Here is a 26633-nt window from a genome sequence, read left to right on the forward strand (position 1 = left end):
CTTATTAGCTACTACATTTGCAAACGAATAACATTTGAAAATGGAACAAGAAAAGAAAGAATGGTTTGAGAGCTGGTTTGACTCCCCGTATCATCAATTACTGTACCGGAACAGGAATACTGAAGAGGCACATGCACTGGTAGATCGCCTGTTTGCCTTTTTGAATATAAAGCCGGAGTGTAAGATACTGGATATCGCCTGTGGTGATGGCCGTCATGCATATTATATGCAGCAAAAAGGGCATGATGTGACCGGGATTGATCTTTCTGAACAAAGAATAGGCCGTGCTCTGACATTGGCTAATGACAAGCTGCATTTTTATCGTCATGATATGCGCAATGTATTTCGTGCCAATTATTATGATTATGCATTCAACTTCTTTACCAGTTTTGGTTATTTTCAGCAATACCGTGATAATATTATTGCTGCAGAAGCATTTTCCAAAGCATTGAAGCCGGGTGGTAAACTGGTACTGGATTATATGAATATCGAAGTGGTAGCAGCGCAGCTGGTACCGGCGGAGCAGAAAGTAATTGATGGTATTTCCTTCAACATCCGTCGCTACATGGAAGGCAATAAGGTGGTTAAGGAAATTACGGTTACCGATAAGGAAGGGCGTGTACGCCAGCATGAAGAGCGCGTATCCGGCTTCGGACTAGAGGCCTTTCAGGAAATCTTTGCAGATTCAGGCTTAAAGATTACCCATGTCTTTGGAGATTATGCATTGAATGCCTTTGATAAACATAGCTCCCCACGACTGATCATGGTTTTTGAAAAGAAATAAATACGTTAAGTGATAAATGTTTCGGGCTTCCCAATGGGAAGCCCGAAACATTTATAGTCATAAGATCATGATTTAGGAGCCGGTTTGCTGCGTTTCCAGCGTCTGTGCGTCCAGAGCCATGTTTCCGGTTGTGCAATAATATCAGCTTCCAGTACCCGGGTATGCAGTTCCGAGATCATACCATCCTCTTTATACAGTTGTGGGTCATCAACCAGTATGCGGCTCTCTACATTGTAATAACCTCTTTTAATTCTTTTGATATCAGCGTATACGATTGGCAGATTCAGTTGTATAGCTGCCCTTTCCGTACCCCGGAAAACAGGGGTATCCTGGTTCAGAAACTTGGTCCAGTACACATTCTTACTGGTAGGAGTTTGATCTGCCAGGAACACCGTAGCCGTCATTTCACCCTTACGTTTATGTTCCCGCATACCACCAATAACATCACGGTCAGTCAGCAGGCGGGTGTTAAACCGCGTACGGATACGCATAATCAGGTTATTGAAATGCTTGTTGTGCAGCGGACGAAAGATCGCATATAATTGCTGCGGAGAAACCAGTCCGAAGCGGTTGCCGCCCCATTCCCAGTTGCCATGATGCCCCATGACGATAATGATCGACTGACCTTTATCGGCAAAATGTTTGAACGAAGAAATTGCTTCTTCCGTCATCATAAAACGTTTGCTCAGCTCCTCGTACGATATGGTAATACTTTTGATCGTCTCCAGGAGTAAGTCGCAGAAATAATGATAAAACTTCTTTGCAATAGCTTGTATCTCCTGTTCACTCTTCTCCGGAAAGGCATTACGCAGATTCTGTACCACCACCTTTTTGCGGTAGCCGATCAGGCCAAACAGCAGGAAGCAGATCACATCCGACAAAGTATACAGCAGCCGGAAGGGTAGCAGGGAGATGAGATACAGGATCGGGTAGACCAGATAATAGGCTATCATGCGCTTAGATGCTTAGGGCAGGAATTTAGTAACGATCAGGGAAGAGTTCGTGCCACCAAAGCCGAAGGAGTTGGATAAAAAAGTATCAAATTTTCCCTGTAGTGTTTCTGGTATAATATTGATTTTGGCCGTATGCTCATCCGGATTTTCAAAATTGATATTCGGAGCCATAAAATCATTTTGCATCATCAATGTAGAATATACAATCTCACTGGCTCCCGCCATCCAGCACTCATGTCCTGTCATAGACTTAGTAGAGCTTACCGGTACTTTACCGCCGAATACTTCATAGATCGCTTCAGCCTCCACACCATCGCCGGCCGGGGTAGAAGTAGCATGTGCATTGACATAAGCAATTTTACCGGCCTCAATACCCGCATCAGCCAGAGCTTTATGTATAGAACGTACCTGTCCGTTGGTACTCGGGTTAGAAATATGTTCGCCGTTAGACGAGAAACCATAACCGACAATCTCTGCCAGAATCGTCGCCCCTCTGGCCTGTGCCGATTCCAGGCTTTCCAGTATTACCGTAGCCGCACCACCGCCGGGTACTAATCCGTCGCGGTCGCGGTCAAACGGGCGGGAAGCTTTTGTCGGCTCTTGCTCACGGGTAGAAAAGGTTCCTAATGCGTCAAAGTTGGGCATAGAAAAGTCATTCGTTTCCTGAGCCCCACCGCAGATTACACGATCCTGCAGACCGTTTTTGATAAACAGGTAGCCCATTCCTATAGAGTGCGATCCGCTGGCACAAGCTGCACTCAATGAGAAGTTTACACCAGTAAGTTTGAAAATTGTAGACAGGTTCATCGTTACGGTAGAGTTCAGTACCTGAAATACAGATCCCGAGCCTACCATCATAGTATCTTTCTTTTCGCGCACAATATCGAAGCCCTCAATAACGGGTTTCGCACAACTGTCATTTCCGTATATAATACCAGTCTCATGCTGATGCACATAGTCGATGTCCATGCCTGCCTGTTGCAGGGCCTCCAGTGTGGCAATATAGGCATATTCAGCCTGTTCCGGCATCATTATGCGGGAGCGGCGGTCCAGTAGTTTTTTCAGTTCCGGTTTCGGCACCACACCCGACAATGCCGAACGGTAACCCATAGTTTTCCGTTCAGGGATAAATGCAATACCGGACTGACCTTTGAATAAGGAATCTCTTACCGCTTCTTTACCGATACCCAGGCAGGAATAAATACCCATACCTGTAATCACTACACGATGACTCATCTGGAGGAAATTTTGAGCAAATATAAATAAAGGAAATGACAGGGCAATATAGATAGGAAGCAGGGGCTTATAAGTGCTGCGAAGAAAAATTTTAAAATTGCTTAAAAAAAATTTGCAGAATCAAAAAAGTCTCTTACCTTTGCAATCCCAAAGCGGTCAAACAAACGATCGCAGACAGAAAAGGACCGGTAGTTCAGTTGGTTAGAATGCCGCCCTGTCACGGCGGAGGTCGCGGGTTCGAGTCCCGTCCGGTCCGCAAAGCCCAGTAGCAATACTGGGCTTTTGTATTTTATATATTTCCCAAATTTAGTCTTGTTTGTCAGTTCCGGAATGGGTCGGTTTCCCTCGAAATCCAGTTTCTTAATATACTAATTTGTAAAGCCCTTTTTTTGATACTCAATATATTATAAAAAAGATTATAAAATGGCACGCCCTTTATAGGATTATAGTCTTGAAAATGTATAATATTACATGCTAAAATCAATATTTATGAAGAACATTTTTTTTTCTATGCCTAGCGGAGGAGAGTGGATGATTCTGCTCTGTGTACTTTTCCTGATACTTATTTTCATATTTAAGCCGGTAAATGGTATGGTCAGTCGAAAGCTAAAAAGAGAGATAATTTAAGCAATTTCATCTTCTGAAGAGGCTTGCAAATCTCATGGTATATTACGTTTATGTTATATGTAGCTTAAAAGATGGAAGCTTTTACAAAGGAATTTCGGAAAATTATATAAAGCGTTTTGCAGAACATAATACAGGTTTGTCTTCTTATACCGCATCTAAATGTCCATGGATATTATGGTATGTAGAAGTATTGCCAAACAAACGCTCTGCCCTGATACGGGAACGCAAGCTGAAGAAATGTAAACGTGCTTACTTTGAATGGCTTGCAACACAGCCTTCAAATATATTGCTTGAATAATTTTTTGTGACCCTGTCACGGTCCCGGCTGAGCCGGGACGGGTTCGAGTTCCCGTCCGGTCCGCAAAGAGCTTCACAGAAATGTGGAGCTCTTTTGCTATTAAATCATGTTTCAACATATGGGCTACTGTAGAAAGTTGTCTATATAATCAAATAATACGCTGGTCTGATTGATCAGGCTGGTATGACTTTGATTGGGAACGACGGCCAGTTGCGATTTGTGTATGGGTTGCATGCCGGATGCAATATTGCCTCCCAGCAGTTGATATGTTTTGGCCAGTTCGACTTTATCCATACCATCATTATCTCCCGATATGATTAATACAGGTGCCATAATACCGGCAATATTATCATCGCCCAAATCAAATGGTGTTCCTGCCGAAGCAATCATCTGCTCCACAAAACTTGTCCATTTTGTTTTATCTGGTGCTACAGCCTCGTAGGCAGTTTGCAGAGGAGAGTGTGCAAAATGTTCCGGTTTCATTTGTTTAAACACACTCGTTACTGCGGGCAACCAGCCCTCGCTTTTATGAACTGAAGAAATGATGACCAGTTTACCCAATCGCTCAGGACTTTGTATTGCGAATTGGTAGGCAACCTGACCGCCAAAACTATATCCGGCCACATCAGCGCGGTCAATTTTCAGGTAGTCCATTACCTGCGCTACATCACTGGCTAAGGTGGCCCTGGATAATTTTCTGTCAGAAAAGGGAGTATGCCCGTGTCCCTGCAATTCTATAGCAATTACTTTTCTTGTTTTTGCCAACTCGGGTATTAACTGTCCCCAATTCATCTCAATGGTATAGTAGGCACCATGTAATAATACGAGAGGTTTGCCCTCACCGTATACCTCGTAATAAACACTAATGCCATTAGCCGGTGCATAGCCACTGCCGGTAGGTGTGATTGATGCTGTATTTGATGAAGATGCTGTGCTCATAATGATGGTGATTAGAAGTAATGTAATATATTGCTTTGGTTGAGGTGTTTTGTTACAGCGTATGTCAGGATTTAAGACAATGGAAAGTCTAGATGTATACAGGTTTCAATTTGAATACAATCAAAAACAAAATGCCTAAACCAAAAGTTGCCACGAAGAATGAAACCGCAAAAAAGAATGCAAACCACATTCTTTTTTTTGTGGAAGCACTTTTTATGTCCTCAGGCTTAATTGCCCGGAAATAGGCTAGGCCTATACCCAGTAATATAAATACCGGAAGCTTAATAATGCCGCGGCGACTGCCGCTCAATTGCATAAACTGATCGAAGTCGCTCCTGGGCACTTGGGTGGCAAACCATAAGCCCATCAGAACCAGACATACAATGGCGCAGATGATACGAATAGTGATTTGCATTTTGCTATTCATAATTCACTCGTTTACTTTTTAAATTTCCTCATATGCTCAGCTGTTTGCGAAGTGGTTATAGTTACCTTTTTATCTGAATTGATTTACAAAAAGTATAACCAAAGCACATCTGATATTACTAAGTTAAATATTTTTATCTTTACAGGAGCAGTAAATCATACTGACCGGATATGCCAAAACCTGCCTTAAGGCTGTCTTCCCTTGGCATAATGGCAATCATATATCAACCACACAGACAATAATCTACTGGCATAGGAACGTAGTTGCCTTTAATGGTAAATAGATCCCGGATAATGATACCTTTAAAATGAAACGCTTTAAATATAAAAGCATGGAGAACCATCATAATACAACCTACTTTGCCCCGGAACTACACATTCCAAAGGGCACCTTTAATATTGATTTTTATACCAGGTTTGGTGCAACAGAACATTTTTGTTTGCGTAATGATGATGGGAGTATTCATGTGGCAGAGCTGGAAATAGACGGAGCTGTGTTTCACTTGCATGAAACCATGAGCGCAGCACTGGAGCCGGTAAGTGCAAACGGAGTAACCGCCACTATTGGTTTGTTTGTACCCGATGTAGCCGCAGTCATGGAGAAAGCAATCCTGGCGGGCGCAATCGAAATAAATCCGACTACAGACCATGAGTACGGCTACCGGCAGGGAATGTTCAAAGACCCTTTTGGCCATTACTGGCAGATACAAAAGAAAATCTGATGGTGCTTGAATTCAAATGATATCATATGAGAAAAGTAATTGCAGCATTTAATATGACCCTCGACGGGTTTTGCGATCATACCGCGGTCAATCCGGATGAGGAGATACATCAGTATTATACTGACCTGTTGCGCAGCGGAGATACCATCCTGTATGGGACAACAACCTATCAGCTTATGGAATACTGGCGTACACTTGTGGCAAACCCGAGTGGCAATAAAGCAATGGATGAGTTTGCCCTGGTCATGAATGATATTTCCAAAATCGTATACTCAAGAACGCTTGAAAGTATAGATTGGAGCAGCGCCCGGCTGGCTACCCAATCCCTTGAAGAAGAAGTGCAGGAACTCAGGCAGCAGCCCGGTAAGGATATATTGGTAGGCAGCAGAAGCCTGATCATAAGCCTCTTGAACCTCGGTCTGATTGATGAGCTACGGCTCATGATTCACCCTGTAATAGCCGGAGGTGGTTTGCCCTTATTTGATCAGATACAGGGCAGGAAAGAACTTCAATTGATCAATACAAAAACCTTCACTTCCGGAGCTGTATTGCATTGCTATAAGCCAGCAGCTATTGAGCCTAAATAAAATACTTAATAGAGACGTATCGTTGCCCTAACCGATACCCAGTTTTACGGCGATCTTCACCAGCCCCACAGTACTTTTACAGCCAGTCTTTTCCAGCAAATACTGGCGGTGATTATCCACCGTTTTTTTGCTGATAAGTAATTGCTTTGCGATATCGTCACTGGTATATTCTTTTACAATAAAACTTAGAATTTCTTTTTCCCGCTCTGTCAATTCTTTCAGTTGCTCATCCTGTATCTTCTGCTGGTGGTACTGCTTATATATTATGGGCACAATATCATCTGCAAAATAGTTACCCGCCGTCTGTAATGCGGTGCAGGGCTTTCAGGAGTTCATCTTTTCCGGCATTTTTCGGAATATATCCGTCCGCCTCGGACAGGATAGCTTCTATCTGATAGGTACAAGTACCTATTGGCCTGTTCGGTAAAGCAGGCCCCCTGACCATATTATTGGTATGATGATTTTTTGTATTTTCCTGAAAATATATATCTTTGTGACTAAGATACTTTTTTGATGAGAAAAAATAATAATGAAGATCTACTTTCCGGTTTCAGAACTGCCAGCAGACAATACTCCGATGCATCTATCTTTATGCATGAGGCTATTGCCCGTAAGGCGGGACTTTCTGGAGCTGATCATAAATACCTGGGGCTCATACTCCAATACCCTTCTATCACGGCCGGAGCAATATCAAAACTAACCGGACTGACGACCGGTGCTGTAACGGGATTGATAGATCGCCTGGAGCAAAAGAAGCTGCTTAAAAGACAGTTCAGCAAAGAGGACAGGAGGAAAGTGATTATTGTGCCTAATGTAGAAAACAGCATGAAACTCCTGAAACCGCTATTTGAAGAACTGCAGCAGAAGACCGCAGCATTGCTTGCCACTTTTTCAGAAGAGGAGGTACAGACTATTGAACGTTATTTCAGATCGGCAACCCTTATCATGAACGAAACAGCAGATCACTTAAATCAAAAATAATATGACTAGCCTAACTCCACAGGATATAAACAGGGCCGAGATCTGGCTGTGCATCACTACGCTCATTTATTTTTTAATGAATGGTGCACAGATTTTTGAGACCATTGTATTTGTACCCAAATGGGTTCCTTCGCCGCCAGATAATTTTAAGCTGCTACTGGATGGAAAGGGTACAAGCCTGAAAACATTCTGGATTGTATTCCATTCCCTGCACGAGATCACATTTATCCTGGCTATTATTTTCTGCTGGAAGATAGACCCTGTGCGCAGCTGGCTCCTGATCTTATTTGTAATCCATTTCGCAGTCAGGGTATGGACATTGTCTTTCTTTGCACCCAATATTATTCATTTTCAAAAAATGGCAGCTACACAAACATTTTCCGAAGAGCTGGTCCGTAAAGTATCGCTCTGGCAAAGCCTTAACTATGTTCGGGTCGCTATCTTTATAGCCATTTCCTGCGGATTGATTCCTTTGTGTATGAAAGTATTTGCCCAGCGCCTATAATAGCCTCTGGTGATATCATAGCATTAATATTTCTTTAGTGTAATTTTAAGTAATGGAGCAGATCAGAAAATTCCTTAATGACTTTGTAATGCTTAATGATGAGGACTGGAATGTATTCTCTTCAAAATTGAGGAGGGTAAGCTTTCCGAAAAAGACGCTTATCCTGGAAAAAGGCAAAAAAGAAAAACACCTTTCCTTTATCGAAAAAGGCATCGTGAGGTTTAATATTCCCCGGCCCGATTATGATTTTACCTTTGCCTTCGCCTTCGAGAATACTTTCTTCAGCGCATATGATGCCTTCCTCACGCAAAAGCCCTGCCAGTATAATGTAGAGGCCATTACCGATTGCGTATTATGGCAGATTAGCTATGAAGAGCTGGAAGAGGTGTATGATGCCACATCGGTCGGAGACCGCATGGGCCGTAAAATAGCAGAGGAGCTGTTTCTTAAAAAAACAAGGAGAGAAATGTCGCTGCTGGAAGATACCGCAACCCAGAGATACCTGGATCTACTGTCCGAGCAGCCGCTACTGATCCGGTATATACCACAGAAATACCTGGCATCCTACATTGGCATACGGCCACAGTCGCTGAGCAGGATCCGGAAAGCAATTAAGTAACATTTGTTCATTGATCGGGGTGGGTGGAGATGCTACCTTTGCAGGTATAACCATCTCAAAATGTACAAATGAAACCACTGTTTATATTACTTGGTACCTTCGTCTGCGCACTGGCTGGCACCAGAATTTTTAAATCCGAAATTGATTATACACTGGCCGGGATCATTGCCCTGTCTGCAATGCTGCTCTTTACGGCTTTGGGGCATTTTATGTTCACCAGGGGAATGAGCGCAATGTTGCCGGATTTTGTACCCTTCAGAATGCAACTGATCTATCTCACCGGCCTGATTGAAATAGCTGCCGCGATCGGTATGTTTATTCCGGAATTCAAAAAAGTTACCGGCATACTGCTCATCATTTTCTTTATCCTCATCCTTCCCACAAACATATATGCAGCCATAAAGCACCTGAACTACGAAACCGGCAATACAGATGGTAAGGGCCTCTCTTATTTATGGTTTCGCATTCCTTTCCAGTTATTACTCATATGGTGGGTATACTATTTTGTCCTTCGTTGATATACTTAAAGATGCTTCAGGTATTGTGCATACCAGGCAGCAGCAGTGAGGTGAAATGGCTGGTCGCGCAAAATGCTTTCTGTCCATATATAGTAAAAGGTATACATCTCATGAAACTTGTTCAATCCTGCGTGGGCAATAATAGCCTCGTGCAGTATTGATTTCACCTCGGTAATAACCTTCTGTCTGGTTGCCGTTTTGCTGTAATCATAATTTTTCATGAGCATAGAAGCAATCCGCAGGCCCACATCATATTTATTGCGCTCATTCTCTACCTGCTTATACTGCCGGCAGGCAGCAGCAGCCATAGACGGTACTATGGCATAATCCTTATTGGCCAGGTGCGAAAATATCCGGGACAGAAAGAGGTCATTATATACATCTTTACGCACATATTTAGACTCTTTGTATAAGAGCATATCCAGCAATTTTTCGGCCTGCTCATGATCTCCTGCCGCAATACAGGCATTCCTCATGTTACCGTAAATAACCAGTTTCATTTCTATAGACAATTGTGCGTTGAATTTGAGGAGCTGTATATTGGCATCTTCAATTGTTTCCTGCAATTCCTTTAGTGCACCCTTATACATATAAACGATCAGCCGGTAGCAGATCCTGAAATAGAATACCCGTAACAGGAAGAAGGTTGAATGCTGAAACCGTTTCTGTGCAATAAAAGCATCGGCAAGCAGCAGTCCGTCCAGGGTTTCCTCAAAATAGCCCAGCCCCATACAGGAAGTTACATGTTGCAGAATACCCTCCAGGTACTCATTCGGAGAGATCAGCTGAAAGTCCGGAGCCAGCAGCTTTTTACTGTATTGATAAGCCTTCTTATGGTCCAGCGTTAGCCAGTTGTATAGTGAATGAATGAAGTTGAAGTAGTAGATGCCCCTTCTGGATTGTATCTTGTGTTCAGCATCCAGTTTGTGATTTTTCATTACGATCTGGTCCAGGCTCTTTCGTGCCGTACCTTTTACATACCCATATTTCTTTTTAATGTCAATCACTTTGCTGAAAATGCTTTCCAGCGTATTGACCTCATCAAAGTTTTCAAATATTTTTCGCTCCTCTGTGGTAATGTCCAGTTTGTTCCTGGTAGGCGTATCTGAAATGATATTGATCTTCCGCTCCCAGGTCAGCAGCTGTAGCATCAATCCAAAATTTTCCTGTCCTGCTGCTATTTTCTGGGCCTTTCGGAGCAGGATAATGCTCTGTTCCGGTAGTCCCCTGTCATACAATATTTCTATTTCGCAGATCATATTCTGGATAGAAAGTTCCGTAGAGCTATTCTGATGATAGAGGCTCAGGCTCTGCATTAATTGTTGGTATAAGCGGATTTTGGCATTTGAAAGTGCTTTTCTGGATGCCATTACCGGAAGTTGAGCGAGTTGACTTTCTGGTCCTGATAATGCTTTGAAGAGCTCCAGGTAATAGGGTGATTCCTGGTGGTTCTGCGATTTCAGATATTGATAAAAATGCCTTTTCTCCGCTTTTGACAAGGATTCTATAAGACTTTTTAAATCATCTCTCTTTAAGTACTTATTTTCCATAGGCTTGGATTTACGCGTTCACCAAGATAAAAAATATCTATGAGCGACTTGACTTTTATGGGGAAAAAGATTTCTGATAATAGAAAATTTATATTTACTTCGGTAACGACTATTCCCAGAGTTCCCAATTGAACATGCCGATTTAAATCCTAGTGTAAATCATTAAAACATTTAAATTATGGCTGTTTCTTATTTATTAAAGACACTTCGCTGCTACTATTCCCATGTCTTTGCTCGCAACGAAGACAAGTCTTACCGGAAGAAAATGCGGAGTCTGATTGCCTTTACCGTATTATGTGCTGTCTTCTGTACAGGCTCTGTGCACTCTCAGGCTCAGGGTCCTGTACTGGAGTGGGCAAGAAGTATGGGTGGAACTGATTTTGACAACGGATATGCCGTTTCGGTAACCAATGACGGAAATGTGTTCACCACAGGATTGTTCAGAGGTACGGTCGACTTTGATCCCGGTCCGGCTACCTACAATATAACTGCGGCTGGTGCGGCCGGCAATACCCTTTTTGTATCCCGATTAAACAGTTTGGGGGAGTTCGTATGGGCAAAATCATTCGGTAATGCCAAGTTCAACTATGCCTATGCTATTGCTAATGACCGAGCCGAAAATGTGTATGTAGCAGGTTATTTTTCCGATACAGTAGATTTTGATCCGGGGCCGGGAGTCTTTAACTTAATTTCCACCGGTACAGCTTCCGCTTCTGATATTTTTGTCCTGAAATTAGACAAAGCAGGTGGTTTTATCTGGGCCAGAAGAATTGGTAGTACAGGTATTGTCGATCGCGCATTCAATCTTAAGATAGATAATTCAGACAATGTACTGGTTTCAGGTTCGTTTATTGGTACTGTTGATTTTGATCCGGGGGTAGGGGTGTATAACCTTACACCATTGAATGCCGCTGCCAATGGCTTTGTATTAAAATTGAGTCCGGGTGGTGATTTTATCTGGGCCAAGGACCTTGGTCAGATGAGCCGTACCAATAGCACAGCAACAGCATATGCACTCGCAGTAGACTCTGCAAATAATGTCTTTACCGCCGGATATTTCAGAGATACCGTAGATTTTGATCCTGGTCCTGGTCAGGCTAAATTAGGCGCGAAGGGTACTACCGTTAATGATGATATTTTTGTGTTGAAACTGGATTCTGCCGGTAACTATGCCTGGGCCAAGAGTTTTGGATCTAAAAAACTGGATCAGGGTTCATCTATTGCTGTAGACCCGATGAATAATGTTTATTTTACTGCAGCCTTTAATGATACCATTGACTTCGATCCTGGACCAGGCACCACTGAATTAATGGCAGCCAGTGCGACAGACCAGTCTGTTGCCATTGTAAAGCTGGATAATAATGGCAACCTTATCTGGGCTAAAAATGTGAGCGGATACGGGGCTTGTACATTGGATAAGAACTTCTCCTTCTCCATCAAGTCTGATCATTTGGGTAATACCTATACCACAGGTTATTTCTGCGGTAGTGCAGATTTCAGTCCGGGCACACCGGGAGCATCCATTACCTCAAGCGGTTCGACCGATATATTCATGATGAAGCTAAAGCCTACCGGTGATTTCGTATGGGTAAGACAAATGGGTGGATTGGATATAGATGTGGCGAGGTCTTCTGTTCTGGACAATTCCGGCAATGTGTATACCACCGGCTGGTTCAGAGGCACCTCCGATTTTGATCCTGCTGTAGCAGGCAGCTCATTGCTGACTTCTACAAATAATAGTTTCGATATTGTAGTCATGAAATTCAGTTGTGGAGATAGTACCTCCTCCACAATTACAGATACTACCGACTGTTTAGGATATACCCTGAACGGAACCACGTATACCAGCAGTGGTGTTTATACCACAACAGTGCTTAATAGCCTGGGCTGTGACAGTATGATTACCTTAGACCTGACCGTAATACCGGTAGGAGATATAACTGTTGTGGTGAATAATAATAAACTGGAAACAGTGGAGAGCTTTACCACTTATAAATGGATGAGAAACGGACAACTGATCAGCGGTGCCACTGATAGTACCTATGCCTATACGCAGAATGGAGACTACCGGGTAATTGTTACCAATGCGAATGGTTGTACCGATACCTCAGATATTTATGTGGTGAATACGGTATCGATTGATGAGGCTGCATCCATGCTGGCCAACCAGATCAGGGTGTTCCCTAATCCGACCAGCGATATGGTCAATGTACAATCGCCCGTAAATGTAGATGTAACCATTATCGATATTAAGGGAAGAACGGTTAACCAGGTTAAAAATGCAAGCCGTTTCTCTATGAAAGAGTTGCCAGTAGGGCTGTATTTACTGCGCATTACAGACAAATACGGACAACTGATTAAGACAACCAAAGTCACTAAGCAGTAATCAGATAAATACATGCCGGTTGTAGTGTAATGTTACTATATGGCTGAATATTAAAGGGGTGGTTCACATGTGAACCACCCCTTTAAATTATTGATATGTTGTGTTTATTTACCAGCCAGCTTTCCGCCGATATAGGCCATAGGAATATAAGCGGCTACCAGGTCAAGGATGGTATACCATACCGGAGAAGGGAGCATCACCACATTGGCAATGCCACCCACCAGAAAAACAATACCAATCACCATGGCGAAACGCATCTTACGTCTGCCTGCAATCAATGCAGCAATCCAGGCACCTGAAAGTGTACCCAGGGCATGCGCCAGGAATGGGAAAATAAAATGTCTGGGTTCGAACAGGTGCATAGAGGCTTTCAATCCTTCCGTAGTTGTTACATCTGCTCCGTTTGGAGGAGGAATAATGGAACCACTGATCATGATCAGGCCCATATTAACCATACTGCCTATAATCAGGCCGGCTACAATAGCCAGAATGTTTCGTAAAATCGGATGCATGTTTTTTGTTTTAAGTGAACCGTAAAAATAATACAATAGTTTATAATCTTTCATTACCGGATAATATCCTGGGGAGTATTGATGGGGAAGACCGTTTGTTTTCGTTTTCCTATATTTGGGAAATCGTTCAAAACAATTATACATGAAAAAACTATTGCTCCTGTCAGCAATTACCCTGACCGGTAGTCTGCTGCACTTTAATGCCACTGCGCAACAAAACAGTCGCATTATTGATGTAGATAAGTTCACCGAAAAGCAGGTCGAAGAGCTGGAAAAAAATATCCCTAATGATGGCTGGGTACAATTGAACTACCAGGGGAAAAGCTATATTGCTAACTGTTCCAATAAAGACTATCGTATGAATATCGGTTTGGTCTGTGCTGATGGAAAAAATAATCCGTTCTTTATTATAGAATACAGCAGCAGTTACCGGGACGGAGATTATGGTGGAATTGATTTTGCGAATTCCCGTAACCCCTCTTATACCGATCTGAAAGTAATGGTAGATGGCAAACCGTTCGGAAATCCTTTCTCCGATAAGGGCAAAGCTAATGCCGCTTCGTTTATAGAGGCATTAAAGAAGGGCAATAAGCTCACCCTGTCTTTTTATGATACTGAGTTTAATCCGGAAACCGGTAAAGATGAGCTGAAACTAAATCGCTCTATCGATTTTAAAACAGCACATCCCGAATTGCTTGATGTCAAAGTAGATTGTAGCAATGATTAAACACAACAATGGCCATGCATGATGCATGGCCATTGTTGTGTTTGTTTTATGAAGTTTTACCCGGTCTGGCGCAGTGCATCAATAGGATGAATGCTGGACGCCCGTATAGCAGGGTACAGGCCCGCCAGCAGACTAATGATAATAGAGAATAAAACAGAGCCCCCAATAAGCCACCAGGGAAAGGAGAACATGTCTACAAATTCATCCGCATTTTTCATATACTGATTGTTGACAATCAGGTTGGCAATGCGCGTAAGGCCATAGCCTAAGGAGATACCCCCCAGCGCGCCGACCAGGCCTATAAAGCCCGCCTCAAAGAAAAAGATCATACGGATATCGCGGTTCTTTCCGCCAACAGCCTTCATGATACCGATCTCCCTCTTGCGTTCCAGTATACTCATGAGCATAGTATTGATGATGCCGAAACCCGCAACCAGTAAACTGATCAGGCCTATGATGCCCAGTACACTATCCAGGATCAGGAATGCTTTTTTCATTTCGGCCAGGCCATCGTCAACCGCAAAATAATTGATCTTTTGTTTATCCAGAAACTTTTTGAGTTTGCCCAGGTCATCCATGCTCTTTGTTTTGACATAGATAGAGGCATATTGATTCCCCTTGTTTTTATTACTGATCATATCACTGATCCGGTCAAAGCCCAGTGAGGGCATTTTCTTTGCAGTTGCAATCGGTAAAATTATTTCTTCTCTCATCGCCGGGCCGGAGAATTGCTCTTCTTTCAGAATACCGACAATCTTCACCTTTGTTTCTTCCTCACCGATCATATTTTCGATACCACCCATCATGGCAAACGGAGAAGTGCTTTTAAGAGCGGCACTATACAGAGACAACTCTTTGCCGATAAGGGTGTCGGACAGGGCAAGGGTCAATGCCGTATCTGTTTGCTGATAATGGGCCAGCTTATCTTTAGTACAAACCTCAAGACCCAGCTGGCGCAGGAAGTCAAGGCTGACAATAGCTTCCAATGCAGAATCGCTGGAAAAATAACGCCCGTCATACAGCTGATTGTAAGGTGGATATTTGGCCATAGACATCGGCAGGCTACCTAAATTGGTTTCTGAAGTATCATGATACAATGCCGCCCGTACCGGAATGGTTAAGCGGGGGTAGGCGATCGCCACTTCCGGCCTTTTCTGTATGACGGTAATCAGTGAGTCGTTCAGGGGAACAGCCGATTCTGTTTTTTGCTCCGGTTTGTTCCGGCCTCTTGGCCCGCCTTTAAAACTGAAGGCTTTGGTAGAGATCGTCAGACTGGTAAACAGATCGTTCGACTTGAACTTGTCTGTAATATTTCGTTCCAGGCCTATGCCAAAGCTGACCATAGAGATCAGGGCGCCGATACCGATAATAACCCCTATCAGTGTGAGCATCGTTCTTAAGCGGGTACGCCAGAGGTTCTGGCGGGCCATGGTGATTAGATCTGAAATGGTCATGGGTAATAAATTATTGTTCAGGAAGATTGTTTAACGTGTAATGGCTTACTCACTCAGTAAGCCATCTTTTATGGTCAGGATGCGGTCTGCAACCTGTGCCGCAATTTCCTGGTCATGGGTAATCATAATAATCGTTTTGCCTCTTGTCTTTAAGGAGAGCAGAATATCCAGTATTTCCTGTGTAGTAGCAGAGTCCAGATTTCCAGTTGGTTCATCCGCCAGCAGTACCTTGGGGTCATTGACCAGGGCCCTGGCAATAGCTACCCGCTGTGCCTCACCGCCCGAAAGCTCATTGGCCTTATGTTGCATCCTGTCGCCTAGTCCGACCATCTCCAATGCCTGTTGTGCCTTTTGCTTTCGCGCTGCTGTTGAATAGCCCGCAAAGATCAGCGGTAACATCACATTCTCCAGTGCCGTTTTAGAAAAAATGAGGTTGAAGGATTGAAATATGATGCCTATGTTATTCAATCGATGCTGTGCATACTGATTGGCATTGAAAGAGCTGATATCCGTTCCTTCAAACAGGATCTTGCCGGATGTTGCGGTATCCAATCCTGCAAGCAGATTCAGCAGTGTTGATTTTCCCGAACCCGATTTGCCGACAATCGCCACAAATTCCCCTTGCTGTATCGTACAGCTGATATTGTTGGAGGCTGCAATCTGGTGCGGCCCTTTACTATATATTTTATTGACCGAGACTAATTCTATCATGTCGAGATTTATATAAATGTCCAAAGCGTAAATGCCGCTTTACTTAGTTATTGACACCCCGCAGTTCAGGATGTGTTTTGTTGCGCAGGTCATGCCCGTACTCGTATACCGATTTGAGGTTGGTCAGGTAAAATGTCCAGCCCTCTACACAACCAATGCGTATGCCGAATTGTGATGCCTCATCGGTAGGAATATTATGCTGACGCAGGCGTACCAGTGTATAGTCGCCTGCAGGCTCAAGTTGTACATCGACCAGGCAGTTGCCGGCAAAGGAGAATTGCAGGAAATTAGTACCATTGGCTTGGCGGATCTCACCATGCTCTGTCTCATCGTAAAAGTACCAGCGCCAGGCATATGTATCGCCAGTCTGTACCCTTTCCCCGGCAGCAATTGATGTGCCGTCCTTCTTCAGGTATGTACATGCTTGCAGAAACCATTTTTCTACCTGTGTTGCCTTTGTCCAGGCATCATACATATCCTGCATTCCGGCCTTAACGGCGATTTTCAGTTCAAAAGAAGTCCAGTCTTTTGCCATAAGGTGATTATTTAAGCAATCAGGTTATTTTGCATCCATTCCTGTTTCAACAGGGAATAGCAGTCAGAGTCCTGGCTGATGCCATCAATTACATAGTCTTCCCGCATGGTGCCTTCGAAAGTGAAGCCATAATGGCGCAGCAGTTTTACAGAAGGTGTATTCTCCCGCCCTACCAGCGCCGCAATGCGATGCAGTCCCAGGTGCTCATAGCCATATTTCAGTACAGCATGCAGCGCTTCTTTCATATAGCCCTGTCTCTTATCTTCCTCATGATGCAATCCATAAAATAGTTCAGCGCGGCGATGGGTACTGTTCCAGGTATGAAAGCCACAATCGCCAAGGGGTAATCCGGTCTGTTTAGAGATCAGCAGGAAGAAGAACAGCGATAAGCGATTGGTTTCCATTCCGCGCTCGTGCATGTTCTGATAGTGCGGTAACCCCGACTCGTCAATACCCAAAAAAGCCATGATCTCTTCCGGAGAATGGTGTTCAAATAACTCGTGAATCTTTGCAGGATTTACGCCTTTGAGGATCAGACGCTCCGTCTGGATAATAATCGGTTCGTTCATCTTCTTACGCTGGTATTTTGTGCTGCATAAAATTATCGCATTTAGTCCAATAATACCGCTTTTTCTTTCCTGTATAGACATGCTTTCCGGTATAAGAACCGGCTGTAAGTCAGTGCAGTATTGAGGGCAGAGCCGGAAAGATAATGTGGGCAATATTCTACGTTGCTAACTCTGCAATGTTTGATTATCAATGGAGCGCGCATGCAGTAATTTAATCATTTTTTAAGAAAAATAAAAATGAATGAACGTTCATTTTTTGAAATTAAAAGGTTAGATTTGTTAGGACTATGGTGCAAGACAAGAAACAGGCGATTTTGAAGGGCGTACTGAAACTGGTGAACCGGGTAGGTTTTTACCATATCAGTATGAAGATGGTTGCAGCAGAAGCCGGAGTGGCTGCAGGTACCATCTATTTATATTTTAAAGGGAAAGAAGAGCTGATCAATGAGCTGTATACGATGATCGTTTCTGAATTTAACGAAAGTGTGCTGGATGCTTACGATCAGGATAGCCCCATTAAGGAGGTATACCGTGCTATGATGTCCCGTGCAGTACTGTTCTATCTGAACAATAAAGACTATTTCAGTTTTATAGAACAATACACCTATGCTCCTTTTCTGTTTAAGGAAAACCAGGAACAGAATTTTATGCTGCTGTTGCCTTTATATAAAATGATGCGCGCCGGCAAGAAGCAGAAGATGATCAAAAACCTGCCCGATGCAGTATTGCTGTCGATGGTGCATGGACCTATGAACACGATGCTCAAGATGCATTTTGCCCGTAAGACCGATCTGACGAAAGCAACGGTACAGAACAAATTTTATAATGCCTGCTGGGAGGCCATCGCAGCACATAATTAAGCAAACAAATAAACATATATAACAATGACGAACAGAACCATTAAAAAAGTAGCCGTACTGGGCTCTGGTGTAATGGGCAGCCGTATAGCCTGCCACTTTGCCAATATAGGGCTGGAAGTATTGTTGCTGGATATTGTACCAAAGGATGCTCCGGAGGGCGATACAAAAGCCAGGAATAAGATAGTGAATGATGCACTGAACTTCGCACTCAAATCAAATCCTTCGCCGATTTACAGCAAGAGATTTGCACAGCGCATTACGACGGGGAACTTTGATGACGATATGCAGCGCATCGCTGATTGCGACTGGGTTATAGAAGTAGTCATTGAACGACTCGATATTAAAAAGCAGGTATTTGAGAAGGTAGAACACTACCGCAAACCCGGGAGCTTAATCACTTCCAATACCTCCGGTATTCCAATCCACCTGATGTCTGAAGGACGCAGTGAGGATTTTAAACAACATTTCTGTGGTACGCACTTCTTTAATCCCCCGCGTTACCTCAAGCTTTTAGAGATCATTCCGACCGGGGATACCTTACCGGAAGTGACCGACTTCCTGATGCATTACGGAGAAAAATTTCTGGGCAAGACTACCGTGCTGGCCAAAGATACACCAGCATTTATCGGTAACCGTATTGGTGTATTCAGTATCATGAGCCTGTTGCAATATGTCGTAAAATCGGGTATGACCATCGAAGAAGTGGATAAACTGACCGGCCCTGTTGTAGGTCGTCCTAAATCGGCCACCTTCCGCACAGCTGACGTAGTGGGGCTCGATACGCTGGCATTGGTAGCGAATAGCCTGGTGGAGAATGTACCGGACGATGAGGCCATTGATGCCTTAAAGGTTCCGGACTTCGTCAATAAAATGATTGCAAATAAATGGCTGGGCAGTAAGACCGAACAAGGTTTCTTTAAAAAGGTAAAAGGTGAGGGCGGTAAGAGCGAGATTCATGCACTGGATCTGAATACCATGGAATACCGTCCATCCAACAAAGTGAAATTCGCCGCACTGGAAGCCAGCAAACCGGTAGACGACCTCAAACAACGACTGAAGTTATTGGTGAATTTTAAAGACAAAGCAGGCGAGTTTTACCGCGCCACTTTATATCCATTATTTATATACTCTGCTAACCGCATTCCTGAAATTTCAGATGAACTCTATAAAATAGATGATGCCATCAAAGCCGGTTATGGCTGGGAATTAGGACCATTCGAAACCTGGGATGCCCTGGGTGTAGCGGATACCGTTAAGGCTCTGGAAGAAGCGGGACATGCCGTTCCTGCCTGGGTTACGGAGATGTTGAGCGGAGGCCATACTGCTTTCTATAAAATAGAAAATGGTAAGCGCCTGTATTATGACATCCCTTCAAAATCATATAAAATCATTCCGGGTACAGAAGACTTCATCCTGCTGGATAATATCCGCGAGAGCAGTACCATCTGGAAAAACAGTGGCACCACTATTACCGATCTGGGCGATGGTATCCTGAACCTGGAGTTCCATACCAAGATGAACAGCATCGGAGGTGAAGTAATAGAAGGCATTAATAAAGCCATAGACCTGGCAGAGCAACAATACAAAGGACTGGTGGTATCTAATAACGGTGCCAACTTCAGTGCCGGTGCCAATGTAGGCATGATCTTCATGATGGCTGTTGAACAGGAATTTGATGAACTGGATTTTGCCATCCGTCAGTTTCAGAACACGATGATGCGCATTCGTTACTCTTCCATACCGGTAGTCGCCGCGCCGCATAATATGGCGCTGGGCGGGGGCTGCGAGCTTTGTCTGCATGCAGACAAGGTAGTCGCACATGCCGAAACCTATATGGGATTAGTAGAGTTTGGTGTAGGATTGATACCAGGTGGTGGCGGCACTAAAGAATTTGCTTTACGCTTGTCCGATGACCTGAAAGAAGGTGATGTAGCATTGAATGCATACAGGGATCGCTTCCTGACCATTGGTCAGGCCAAGGTATCCACTTCAGCAGAAGAAGCTTTTGAACTGGGCTACCTGCGTCGCGGTAAAGACAGGGTAGTGGTTTCCTATAATCGTTTACTGGCCGAGGCTAAGGCTGCTTGCCTGGAACTGGCCAATGCGGGATATGTAAAGCCACAACAAAGAAAAGACATCAATGTACTGGGTAAATCCGCTTTAGGGCTGGCTTATCTCGGCGCCAACTCCATGATGAGCGGAAACTATATCAGTGAGCATGATGTAAAGATCTCTCAGAAATTAGGCTATGTGCTGGCCGGAGGTGATCTGTCACAGCCCACAGCAGTGAGCGAACAGTATCTGCTCAACCTGGAGCGACAGGCTTTCCTGAGTCTTGCTGCAGAACGCAAAACCCTGGAGCGCATACAGTCTATCCTGAATGGAGGAAAAGTGTTAAGAAATTAATCTTTAAAACTGAATTGTAATGAATGCATATATAGTAGCCGGATACAGGACCGCAGTAGGTAAAGCACCCCGTGGTGGATTCCGCTTTACCCGTCCCGATGTACTGGCATCAAACGTAATCAAACACCTGATGGCTGCTTTGCCACAGATCGCACATGAGCAGGTCGATGATCTGATTGTGGGTAACGCCATGCCGGAAGCAGAGCAGGGGCTGAACTTTGCCCGCTTTGTTTCGCTCATGAGCTTTAATACAGATAAAGTGTCTGCCATGACGGTTAACCGTTATTGTGCCTCCGGTCTGGAAACCATTGCCATTGCGGCATCCAAGATACATGCCGGCCAGGCCGATTGTATCGTGGCCGGTGGGTCTGAAAGTATGAGCCTGATCCCTATGGGTGGCTGGCGCGTAGTGCCTGATGCTGATCTGGCACTGGCACATCCCGATTATTACTGGGGCATGGGGCTGACTGCAGAAGCGGTAGCCAAAGAATATAAGGTAAGCCGTGAAGATCAAGACCAGTTTGCCTTTCAGTCACATCAGAAAGCAATCAGAGCACTGGCTGAAAATAAGTTTGCAGATGAAATTGTTCCGATAAACATCATCGAAAACTATTTTGATGCGGCAAGCGGCACTAAAAAAACACGTGAATTTACGGTAGCGGCAGATGAAGGTCCGCGGGCAGACACTTCTGTAGAGGCCCTGGCTAAGTTAAAGCCGGTATTCGCAGCAGGCGGATCGGTAACAGCCGGTAACTCTTCCCAGACCAGTGATGGTGCTGCTTTTGTCATGATCGTCAGCGAAAAATTCCTGAAAGAAAATAACCTGACTCCGATCGCCCGCCTCGTAAGCTTTGCTACTGCAGGCGTACCGCCACGCATCATGGGTATCGGTCCGGTATTTGCCATTCCCAAGGCGCTCAAGCTGGCTGGTCTGAGTCTGAACGACATCAACCTGGTTGAGCTGAATGAAGCCTTTGCATCGCAGTCTCTGGCCGTGATCCGTGAGCTGGGGCTGAATCCCGACATCATTAATGTAAATGGTGGTGCGATTGCCTTAGGGCATCCATTAGGTTGCAGCGGTGCCAAGCTGTCGGTGCAAATCCTGAATGAGCTGAAAAAAAGAAACCAGAAATATGGCCTGGTAAGTATGTGCGTCGGTACCGGACAAGGTGCTGCCGGTATATTTGAAATGCTGTAACCCTAATCTGTAACAATTTAAACTAATTATAGTCATGAGCAACGAAGCAAAAACAGCCTTGAAAGGAGGCGAATTCCTGATCAGAGACACTAAAGCAGAAGACATTTTTATTCCGGAAGACTGGAACGAGGAGCAGCATATGATCGCTGATATGTGCCGCGAGTTCCTGGAGCAAAATGTATTTAATCAGTTAGATAAAATTGATCAGCAGGAAGAAGGCCTGATGCCCTCCCTGCTGGATAAAGCCGGAGCACTGGGCCTCCTGGGTATGAGTGTACCGGAAGCCTATAATGGTTTCGGAAAAGATTTCGTTACTTCTATGCTGACTACAGAAGTGCTGGGTGCTGGTCACTCCTTTGCTGTAGCGCTGTCTGCACATACCGGTATCGGTACCCTGCCGATCCTGTATTATGGTAATGAAGAACAAAAGCAAAAATATGTAAGTAAACTGGCTACCGGAGAATGGAAAGGCTGCTATTGCCTGACCGAACCGGATGCCGGCTCGGATGCTAATTCCGGAAAAACAAAGGCAACCTTGTCTGCCGACGGAAAATTTTATATCTTGAATGGGCAGAAGATGTGGATCACTAATGGTGGCTTCGCAGATGTGCTGATCGTGTTTGCCAAAATAGATGATGATAAAAACCTGAGTGCATTTATCGTAGAAAGAACATTTGAGGGCATCACATTTAACCCCGAAGAGCATAAAATGGGGATTAAAGGCAGCAGCACCCGCCAGATCTTCTTTACAGACTGTAAAGTGCCGGTTGAAAACTTATTATCTACCCGTGAGAACGGGTTCAAGATTGCGGTAAATATCCTGAATCTGGGTCGCATTAAGCTGGGAGGAGCTGCAATCGGTGCTTCTAAAGAAGTGATCAGCAAATCGGTGAATTATGCCAATGAGCGTCAGCAGTTCGGTCGTTCTATATCAAAGTACGGAGCGATCAAGTATAAGCTGGCAGAGCAGGCCATTCGCACCTATGCCAGTGAAGCGGCAACATACCGTGCCAGTCAGAATATAGAAGATGCTACTAAAGCGTATATCTCAGAAGGTATGGACGAAGCGCAGGCCAAGCTGAAAGGAACGGAACAGTTCGCTATTGAAGCAGCCATGATTAAAGTACATGCTTCTGAAACGCTGGATTATGTATCTGACGAAGGTGTACAGATCTATGGTGGTATGGGCTATAGTGCCGAAGCGCCGATGGACAGAGCCTATCGCGATGCCCGCATCAACCGCATCTTTGAAGGAACCAATGAGATCAACCGCATGCTGTCTGTAGATATGATGCTGAAACGTGCGATGAAAGGAGAACTGGACCTGATGGGACCGGCACAGAAAGTAGCAGGAGAGCTGATGAGCATCCCGGATTTCAATACAGTAGAAGAAGGGGGCTTTGCTAAAGAACATAAATACATCGGCGGCTTTAAAAAAGCAGTACTGATGACCGCAGGGGCAGCTGTGCAGAAGCTGATGCAGAACATGGCCAAAGAACAGGAAGTGATCATGTACCTGGCCGATATGCTGATCGAAACCTATGTTGCAGAATCAGTACTGCTGCGGGTAGAGAAAGTAAACCTGGAGCATAATGATGAGCAGGCGGCACTGAAAGCAGACATGGCAAGGGTATACATATTTGATGCTGCAGAACGCATTTTCAGTGCAGGACGCAATGCCCTGAACTCATTTGCAGAAGGGGATGAACGCAGGATGATGATGATGGGACTGAAACGCTTTACCAAAGTAGATGATTTTAATACCGTAGCGGTACGCAGAAAAGTAGCAGATAAACTGATCGAAGCGAATAAATACTGCTTTTAGCAGATCAAAAATATTGCAGTATGGATGAATTCATCCATACTGCATCACCCAAAACTTAACAACAATTACTCACATTCTCAATTTTCACAGCATGAAGAAAGGATTTATTTTTTCCGTTGCAGCAGTAGCCCTGTCTTCGGCCACCCTGCATGCAGGTAGCTTCCAGCTCAATCTGCAGGGACTGAGACAAACCGCTATGGGCGGTAGTGGCGTCGCTTTTCCATGGGATGTTTCCACTATATTTTATAACCCTGGCGGACTCGCTCGCTTAAATGGTATACAGGCTTATGCCGGTGTATTTGGGGTGTCTCCGACAGTCCGCTATGTACCGGATAATTCCGGTGAGACCTATGCGGAAACCAAAAGACATTTGTCTACTCCTTTCGCTGTGTATGCAGGTGGTACTTTGTCTAAAGATGGTCGATTGGCACTGGGACTGGGTATTTACACACCTTTCGGCAGTAGTGCCAACTGGGGTAATGACTGGACTGGTCGCTTTATTACTCAGTCTATTTCTTTACAGAGTATTTATTTCCAGCCGACAGTCAGCTATCGTATCAATGACCTGATCTCTGTAGGGGCAGGATTTGTATACGGTACCGGTTCTGTTAAGATTAAAAAAGCCCTGCCCGTTCAGGATATGAACGGCACAGAAGGGCAGGCCGTACTGGATGGCAAAGCCAATGGGGTAGGCTTTAATGCGGGTGTGCATATCAAAGCGTCCAATAACCTGCAGTTCGGTTTATCTTACCGTTCAGGAGTGCGCATGAAAGTAAATGGTGGTGATGCCAGCTTTAGCGTACCTGCTGCACTGGCTACGAATTTTCCAAGAACAGCCTTTGATGCTACTTTGCCTTTACCCGGCATTCTGACCCTGGGTGTGGCCGCTAAAGTAACGCCAAGACTGACTTTACAAGGTGATCTTGTTTGGGCAGGATGGAAAAGTTATGATTCTTTAAAATTTGATTTTGTACAAAACACTGCTTCCCTGGCTGATTCTAAAGAACCAAGATTATATAGGAATACACTGGCGGTAAGAATTGGCGGACATTATGAAATCTGTAAACAATTTGCCGTAATGGTAGGCGGTGCATTTGACCCGACACCAAGTAATGCGCGTTATGTATCTCCAGATGCAGTAGATGCAGACCGCTTCTCTTTGTCTGCCGGTCTGAGTTACGCTGTGATCGATAAGCTGAGCATAATGGCGGCAGTAAACTATACCACTACCGCAGGTAGACAGGTGAAGTATGAACCGGCTAATTTTTCCGGTGAGTATCAAATCAAGAGCCTGGTACCGGCAATAGGTATTACGTACAAATTTTAAGTGAATCCCTAATTAATTCAGAACATATGAAAGCTTCATATATACCTTTAATTGCGGCGGCCGCTATGCTGGCTTCCTGCAAACCTACCATTAAAGGAGTGACTCCTTCCAGTGGCGAGGCTAATTTCTCATACTATGTAGCCATTGGCAACTCGCTGACGGCGGGTTATGCCGACGGATCATTATACCGCAGCGGACAGGAGAATTCTTATCCGGCAATGCTGGGCAAACAGTTTATGACTGTAGGTGGTGGCGAATTCCGTCAACCTCTATTGCCCGGAAATGCAGGCTGGCCGGCACCAAAGCGCGTGCTGGGGTATACGACCAGTTGTGATGGCGTAACCGGTCTTGGTGTAAAACTATACGCCGGAGCCTCTGATACCAGTGGCAGTTCAACCAGTATTTCCGGACAGGGACCATTCAATAACCTGGGTATACCGGGTATACGTTGTGTAGATTATACCGTTCCCGGTTATGCAGCCATTGCGCAGTCATTGGCAGGTGTTGGCTATGCGGCACGTATGTATCCGCATCCTGCAACCGATCGTCCTATTGATATCGCGGCAGCCAGTAATCCTACATTCTTCACCATGTGGCTGGGTAGTAACGATGTACTGGGCTATGCTACAAATGGTGGTGAAGGTAGTGGTACCGGAGGGGCAATGCCTACCGATATTTCTACTACGGCAGCCTTCGAAGCTTCGTACAATGCAGTGGTAGATGCTATGACCCTGAAAGGTGCAAAAGGTGTGCTGATCAATATTCCTGATGTGACTACCATCCCATACTTTACTACTATTCCGGGCAGAGGACTGGTCCTGAGCACCCCTACGCAGGTCGCTGCACTGAATGCGGCATATGCACCGCTGGGGATTACGTTCACTCTGGGTGCCAATGCATTTATCATACAGGACCCTGCCGCACCGGGAGGTCTGCGCCAGATCAAGAATAATGAATACCTGCTGCTGACTTTGCCACAGGATTCACTGAAGTGTGGTGGCTGGGGTAGTGTTAAGCCTATTCCTAAGAAATATGTGCTGGATGAAACGGAGGTAGGATATGTACGATCTGCGACCAACACATTCAATGAAATTATCCGCGCAGCCGCTATCCGTAAAGGTTTGGGCTATGTAGATGCACATAGTTACCTGGGCACATTGCAGTCTGGTATCCGTTTTAACGGGGTTACGCTGACACCGACATTTGTGTCCGGCGGAGCCTTCTCCCTGGACGGTGTGCATCTGACACCTAAAGGCTATGCACTGATGGCAAATGAAATTATCAGAGTGATCAACAGTACTTATAAATCTTCGGTACCTCAGGTAGATATCAATAATTATAATGGCGTACTGTTTCCTTAGATAGACAAACAGATACA

The 26633-nt window shown here is 44.6% G+C and carries 28 protein-coding genes and 1 tRNA gene; 17 read left to right on the forward strand and 12 right to left on the reverse strand.

Features of this window, described 5'->3' with window-relative positions; genetic code table 11:
• Positions 1-40: 40 nt before the first annotated feature.
• A complete protein-coding gene (locus tag EMP01_RS15000; RefSeq protein ID WP_129022374.1) occupies positions 41-784 on the forward strand; it encodes an SAM-dependent methyltransferase in 744 nt (247 codons plus the stop codon).
• A 65-nt stretch (positions 785-849) separates the two neighbouring features.
• Here the strand turns inward: EMP01_RS15000 and EMP01_RS15005 are convergent, their stop codons facing one another.
• Together EMP01_RS15005 and EMP01_RS15010 are read right to left on the reverse strand one after the other, a co-directional pair.
• Complete coding sequence (locus EMP01_RS15005; RefSeq protein WP_129022375.1) at positions 850-1737, reverse strand: lysophospholipid acyltransferase family protein; 888 nt, start codon at positions 1735-1737, stop codon at positions 850-852.
• A gap of 12 nt (positions 1738-1749) precedes the next feature.
• Positions 1750-2973, reverse strand: coding sequence for a beta-ketoacyl-[acyl-carrier-protein] synthase family protein (locus EMP01_RS15010; RefSeq protein WP_129022376.1), 1224 nt, complete (start codon positions 2971-2973; stop codon positions 1750-1752).
• A gap of 182 nt (positions 2974-3155) precedes the next feature.
• Here EMP01_RS15010 and EMP01_RS15015 point away from each other — a divergent pair.
• Positions 3156-3229, forward strand: a tRNA-Asp gene (locus EMP01_RS15015).
• 405 nt (positions 3230-3634) lie between these two features.
• Positions 3635-3898, forward strand: a complete 264-nt coding sequence (locus tag EMP01_RS15810; RefSeq protein ID WP_129022377.1) for a GIY-YIG nuclease family protein — start codon at positions 3635-3637, stop codon at positions 3896-3898.
• 123 nt (positions 3899-4021) lie between these two features.
• Here the strand turns inward: EMP01_RS15810 and EMP01_RS15025 are convergent, their stop codons facing one another.
• The gene (locus EMP01_RS15025) at positions 4022-4837 is read right to left on the reverse strand and encodes an alpha/beta fold hydrolase (protein WP_129022378.1); all 816 of its coding nucleotides are present in this window, start codon (positions 4835-4837) and stop codon (positions 4022-4024) included.
• Positions 4838-4925: 88 nt separating this feature from the next.
• The gene (locus EMP01_RS15030; RefSeq protein WP_202616091.1) at positions 4926-5264 is read right to left on the reverse strand and encodes a hypothetical protein; all 339 of its coding nucleotides are present in this window, start codon (positions 5262-5264) and stop codon (positions 4926-4928) included.
• Between the two features lie 331 nt (positions 5265-5595).
• On the opposite strand from EMP01_RS15030, the gene EMP01_RS15035 reads away from it, so the two are divergent.
• Positions 5596-5985 (forward strand): VOC family protein, encoded by a 390-nt coding sequence (locus EMP01_RS15035; protein WP_129022379.1) that lies wholly within the window; start codon positions 5596-5598, stop codon positions 5983-5985.
• Between the two features lie 26 nt (positions 5986-6011).
• Positions 6012-6572, forward strand: a complete 561-nt coding sequence (locus tag EMP01_RS15040; protein WP_129022380.1) for a dihydrofolate reductase family protein — start codon at positions 6012-6014, stop codon at positions 6570-6572.
• A gap of 27 nt (positions 6573-6599) precedes the next feature.
• Here EMP01_RS15040 and EMP01_RS15045 read toward each other — a convergent pair whose 3' ends face one another.
• Both EMP01_RS15045 and EMP01_RS15050 read right to left on the reverse strand, forming a co-directional pair.
• Complete coding sequence (locus EMP01_RS15045; RefSeq protein ID WP_161971349.1) at positions 6600-6845, reverse strand: helix-turn-helix domain-containing protein; 246 nt, start codon at positions 6843-6845, stop codon at positions 6600-6602.
• A 19-nt stretch (positions 6846-6864) separates the two neighbouring features.
• The gene (locus tag EMP01_RS15050) at positions 6865-7017 is read right to left on the reverse strand and encodes a response regulator (RefSeq protein WP_129022382.1); all 153 of its coding nucleotides are present in this window, start codon (positions 7015-7017) and stop codon (positions 6865-6867) included.
• A 68-nt stretch (positions 7018-7085) separates the two neighbouring features.
• On the opposite strand from EMP01_RS15050, the gene EMP01_RS15055 reads away from it, so the two are divergent.
• The 4 genes from EMP01_RS15055 to EMP01_RS15070 all read left to right on the forward strand — a co-directional run bounded on the left by EMP01_RS15055 (position 7086) and on the right by EMP01_RS15070 (position 9195).
• A complete protein-coding gene (locus EMP01_RS15055) occupies positions 7086-7553 on the forward strand; it encodes a MarR family winged helix-turn-helix transcriptional regulator (RefSeq protein ID WP_129022383.1) in 468 nt (155 codons plus the stop codon).
• Between the two features lies 1 nt (position 7554).
• Positions 7555-8058, forward strand: coding sequence for a transposase (locus EMP01_RS15060; protein ID WP_129022384.1), 504 nt, complete (start codon positions 7555-7557; stop codon positions 8056-8058).
• Positions 8059-8110: 52 nt separating this feature from the next.
• Positions 8111-8677 (forward strand): Crp/Fnr family transcriptional regulator, encoded by a 567-nt coding sequence (locus tag EMP01_RS15065; protein WP_129022385.1) that lies wholly within the window; start codon positions 8111-8113, stop codon positions 8675-8677.
• A 68-nt stretch (positions 8678-8745) separates the two neighbouring features.
• A complete protein-coding gene (locus tag EMP01_RS15070; protein WP_129022386.1) occupies positions 8746-9195 on the forward strand; it encodes a DoxX family protein in 450 nt (149 codons plus the stop codon).
• A gap of 5 nt (positions 9196-9200) precedes the next feature.
• Here EMP01_RS15070 and EMP01_RS15075 read toward each other — a convergent pair whose 3' ends face one another.
• Positions 9201-10745, reverse strand: a complete 1545-nt coding sequence (locus EMP01_RS15075; RefSeq protein ID WP_129022387.1) for a hypothetical protein — start codon at positions 10743-10745, stop codon at positions 9201-9203.
• A 178-nt stretch (positions 10746-10923) separates the two neighbouring features.
• Between EMP01_RS15075 and EMP01_RS15080 the strand changes: the two genes are divergently transcribed.
• Positions 10924-13131: a T9SS type A sorting domain-containing protein gene (locus EMP01_RS15080; RefSeq protein ID WP_129022388.1), complete on the forward strand. Its 2208-nt coding sequence runs from the start codon at positions 10924-10926 to the stop codon at positions 13129-13131.
• A 104-nt stretch (positions 13132-13235) separates the two neighbouring features.
• Here EMP01_RS15080 and EMP01_RS15085 read toward each other — a convergent pair whose 3' ends face one another.
• Positions 13236-13643, reverse strand: a complete 408-nt coding sequence (locus EMP01_RS15085) for a hypothetical protein (protein WP_129022389.1) — start codon at positions 13641-13643, stop codon at positions 13236-13238.
• Between the two features lie 142 nt (positions 13644-13785).
• On the opposite strand from EMP01_RS15085, the gene EMP01_RS15090 reads away from it, so the two are divergent.
• A complete protein-coding gene (locus tag EMP01_RS15090; RefSeq protein WP_129022390.1) occupies positions 13786-14370 on the forward strand; it encodes a hypothetical protein in 585 nt (194 codons plus the stop codon).
• 56 nt (positions 14371-14426) lie between these two features.
• Here the strand turns inward: EMP01_RS15090 and EMP01_RS15095 are convergent, their stop codons facing one another.
• Genes EMP01_RS15095 through EMP01_RS15110 form a run of 4 tightly spaced genes read right to left on the reverse strand, consistent with a single transcriptional unit; the run spans position 14427 to position 17720 of the window.
• Positions 14427-15824, reverse strand: coding sequence for an ABC transporter permease (locus EMP01_RS15095; protein ID WP_129022391.1), 1398 nt, complete (start codon positions 15822-15824; stop codon positions 14427-14429).
• A gap of 45 nt (positions 15825-15869) precedes the next feature.
• The gene (locus EMP01_RS15100) at positions 15870-16535 is read right to left on the reverse strand and encodes an ABC transporter ATP-binding protein (RefSeq protein WP_129022392.1); all 666 of its coding nucleotides are present in this window, start codon (positions 16533-16535) and stop codon (positions 15870-15872) included.
• Positions 16536-16578: 43 nt separating this feature from the next.
• The gene (locus tag EMP01_RS15105) at positions 16579-17070 is read right to left on the reverse strand and encodes an SRPBCC family protein (RefSeq protein WP_129022393.1); all 492 of its coding nucleotides are present in this window, start codon (positions 17068-17070) and stop codon (positions 16579-16581) included.
• A gap of 11 nt (positions 17071-17081) precedes the next feature.
• A complete protein-coding gene (locus tag EMP01_RS15110) occupies positions 17082-17720 on the reverse strand; it encodes a GNAT family N-acetyltransferase (protein WP_129022394.1) in 639 nt (212 codons plus the stop codon).
• A gap of 206 nt (positions 17721-17926) precedes the next feature.
• Between EMP01_RS15110 and EMP01_RS15115 the strand changes: the two genes are divergently transcribed.
• The 6 genes from EMP01_RS15115 to EMP01_RS15140 all read left to right on the forward strand — a co-directional run bounded on the left by EMP01_RS15115 (position 17927) and on the right by EMP01_RS15140 (position 26616).
• Entirely contained in the window at positions 17927-18499 is a 573-nt protein-coding gene (locus EMP01_RS15115; RefSeq protein ID WP_129022395.1) for a TetR/AcrR family transcriptional regulator, read from the forward strand.
• Between the two features lie 24 nt (positions 18500-18523).
• Positions 18524-20905, forward strand: coding sequence for a 3-hydroxyacyl-CoA dehydrogenase/enoyl-CoA hydratase family protein (locus tag EMP01_RS15120; RefSeq protein WP_129022396.1), 2382 nt, complete (start codon positions 18524-18526; stop codon positions 20903-20905).
• Positions 20906-20924: 19 nt separating this feature from the next.
• Complete coding sequence (locus EMP01_RS15125; protein ID WP_129022397.1) at positions 20925-22103, forward strand: acetyl-CoA C-acyltransferase; 1179 nt, start codon at positions 20925-20927, stop codon at positions 22101-22103.
• 34 nt (positions 22104-22137) lie between these two features.
• The gene (locus tag EMP01_RS15130; protein WP_129022398.1) at positions 22138-23928 is read left to right on the forward strand and encodes an acyl-CoA dehydrogenase family protein; all 1791 of its coding nucleotides are present in this window, start codon (positions 22138-22140) and stop codon (positions 23926-23928) included.
• A gap of 91 nt (positions 23929-24019) precedes the next feature.
• Positions 24020-25255 carry an OmpP1/FadL family transporter gene (locus EMP01_RS15135; protein WP_129022399.1) on the forward strand — a complete coding sequence of 412 codons (1236 nt, stop codon included), beginning with the start codon at positions 24020-24022 and terminating at the stop codon, positions 25253-25255.
• Between the two features lie 26 nt (positions 25256-25281).
• Entirely contained in the window at positions 25282-26616 is a 1335-nt protein-coding gene (locus EMP01_RS15140) for an SGNH/GDSL hydrolase family protein (protein WP_129022400.1), read from the forward strand.
• Positions 26617-26633: the final 17 nt, after the last annotated feature.

Origin of the sequence: Edaphocola flava, assembly GCF_004118155.1 — a bacterium.
GTDB classification, from domain to species: Bacteria; Bacteroidota; Bacteroidia; order Chitinophagales; family Chitinophagaceae; genus Edaphocola; species Edaphocola flava.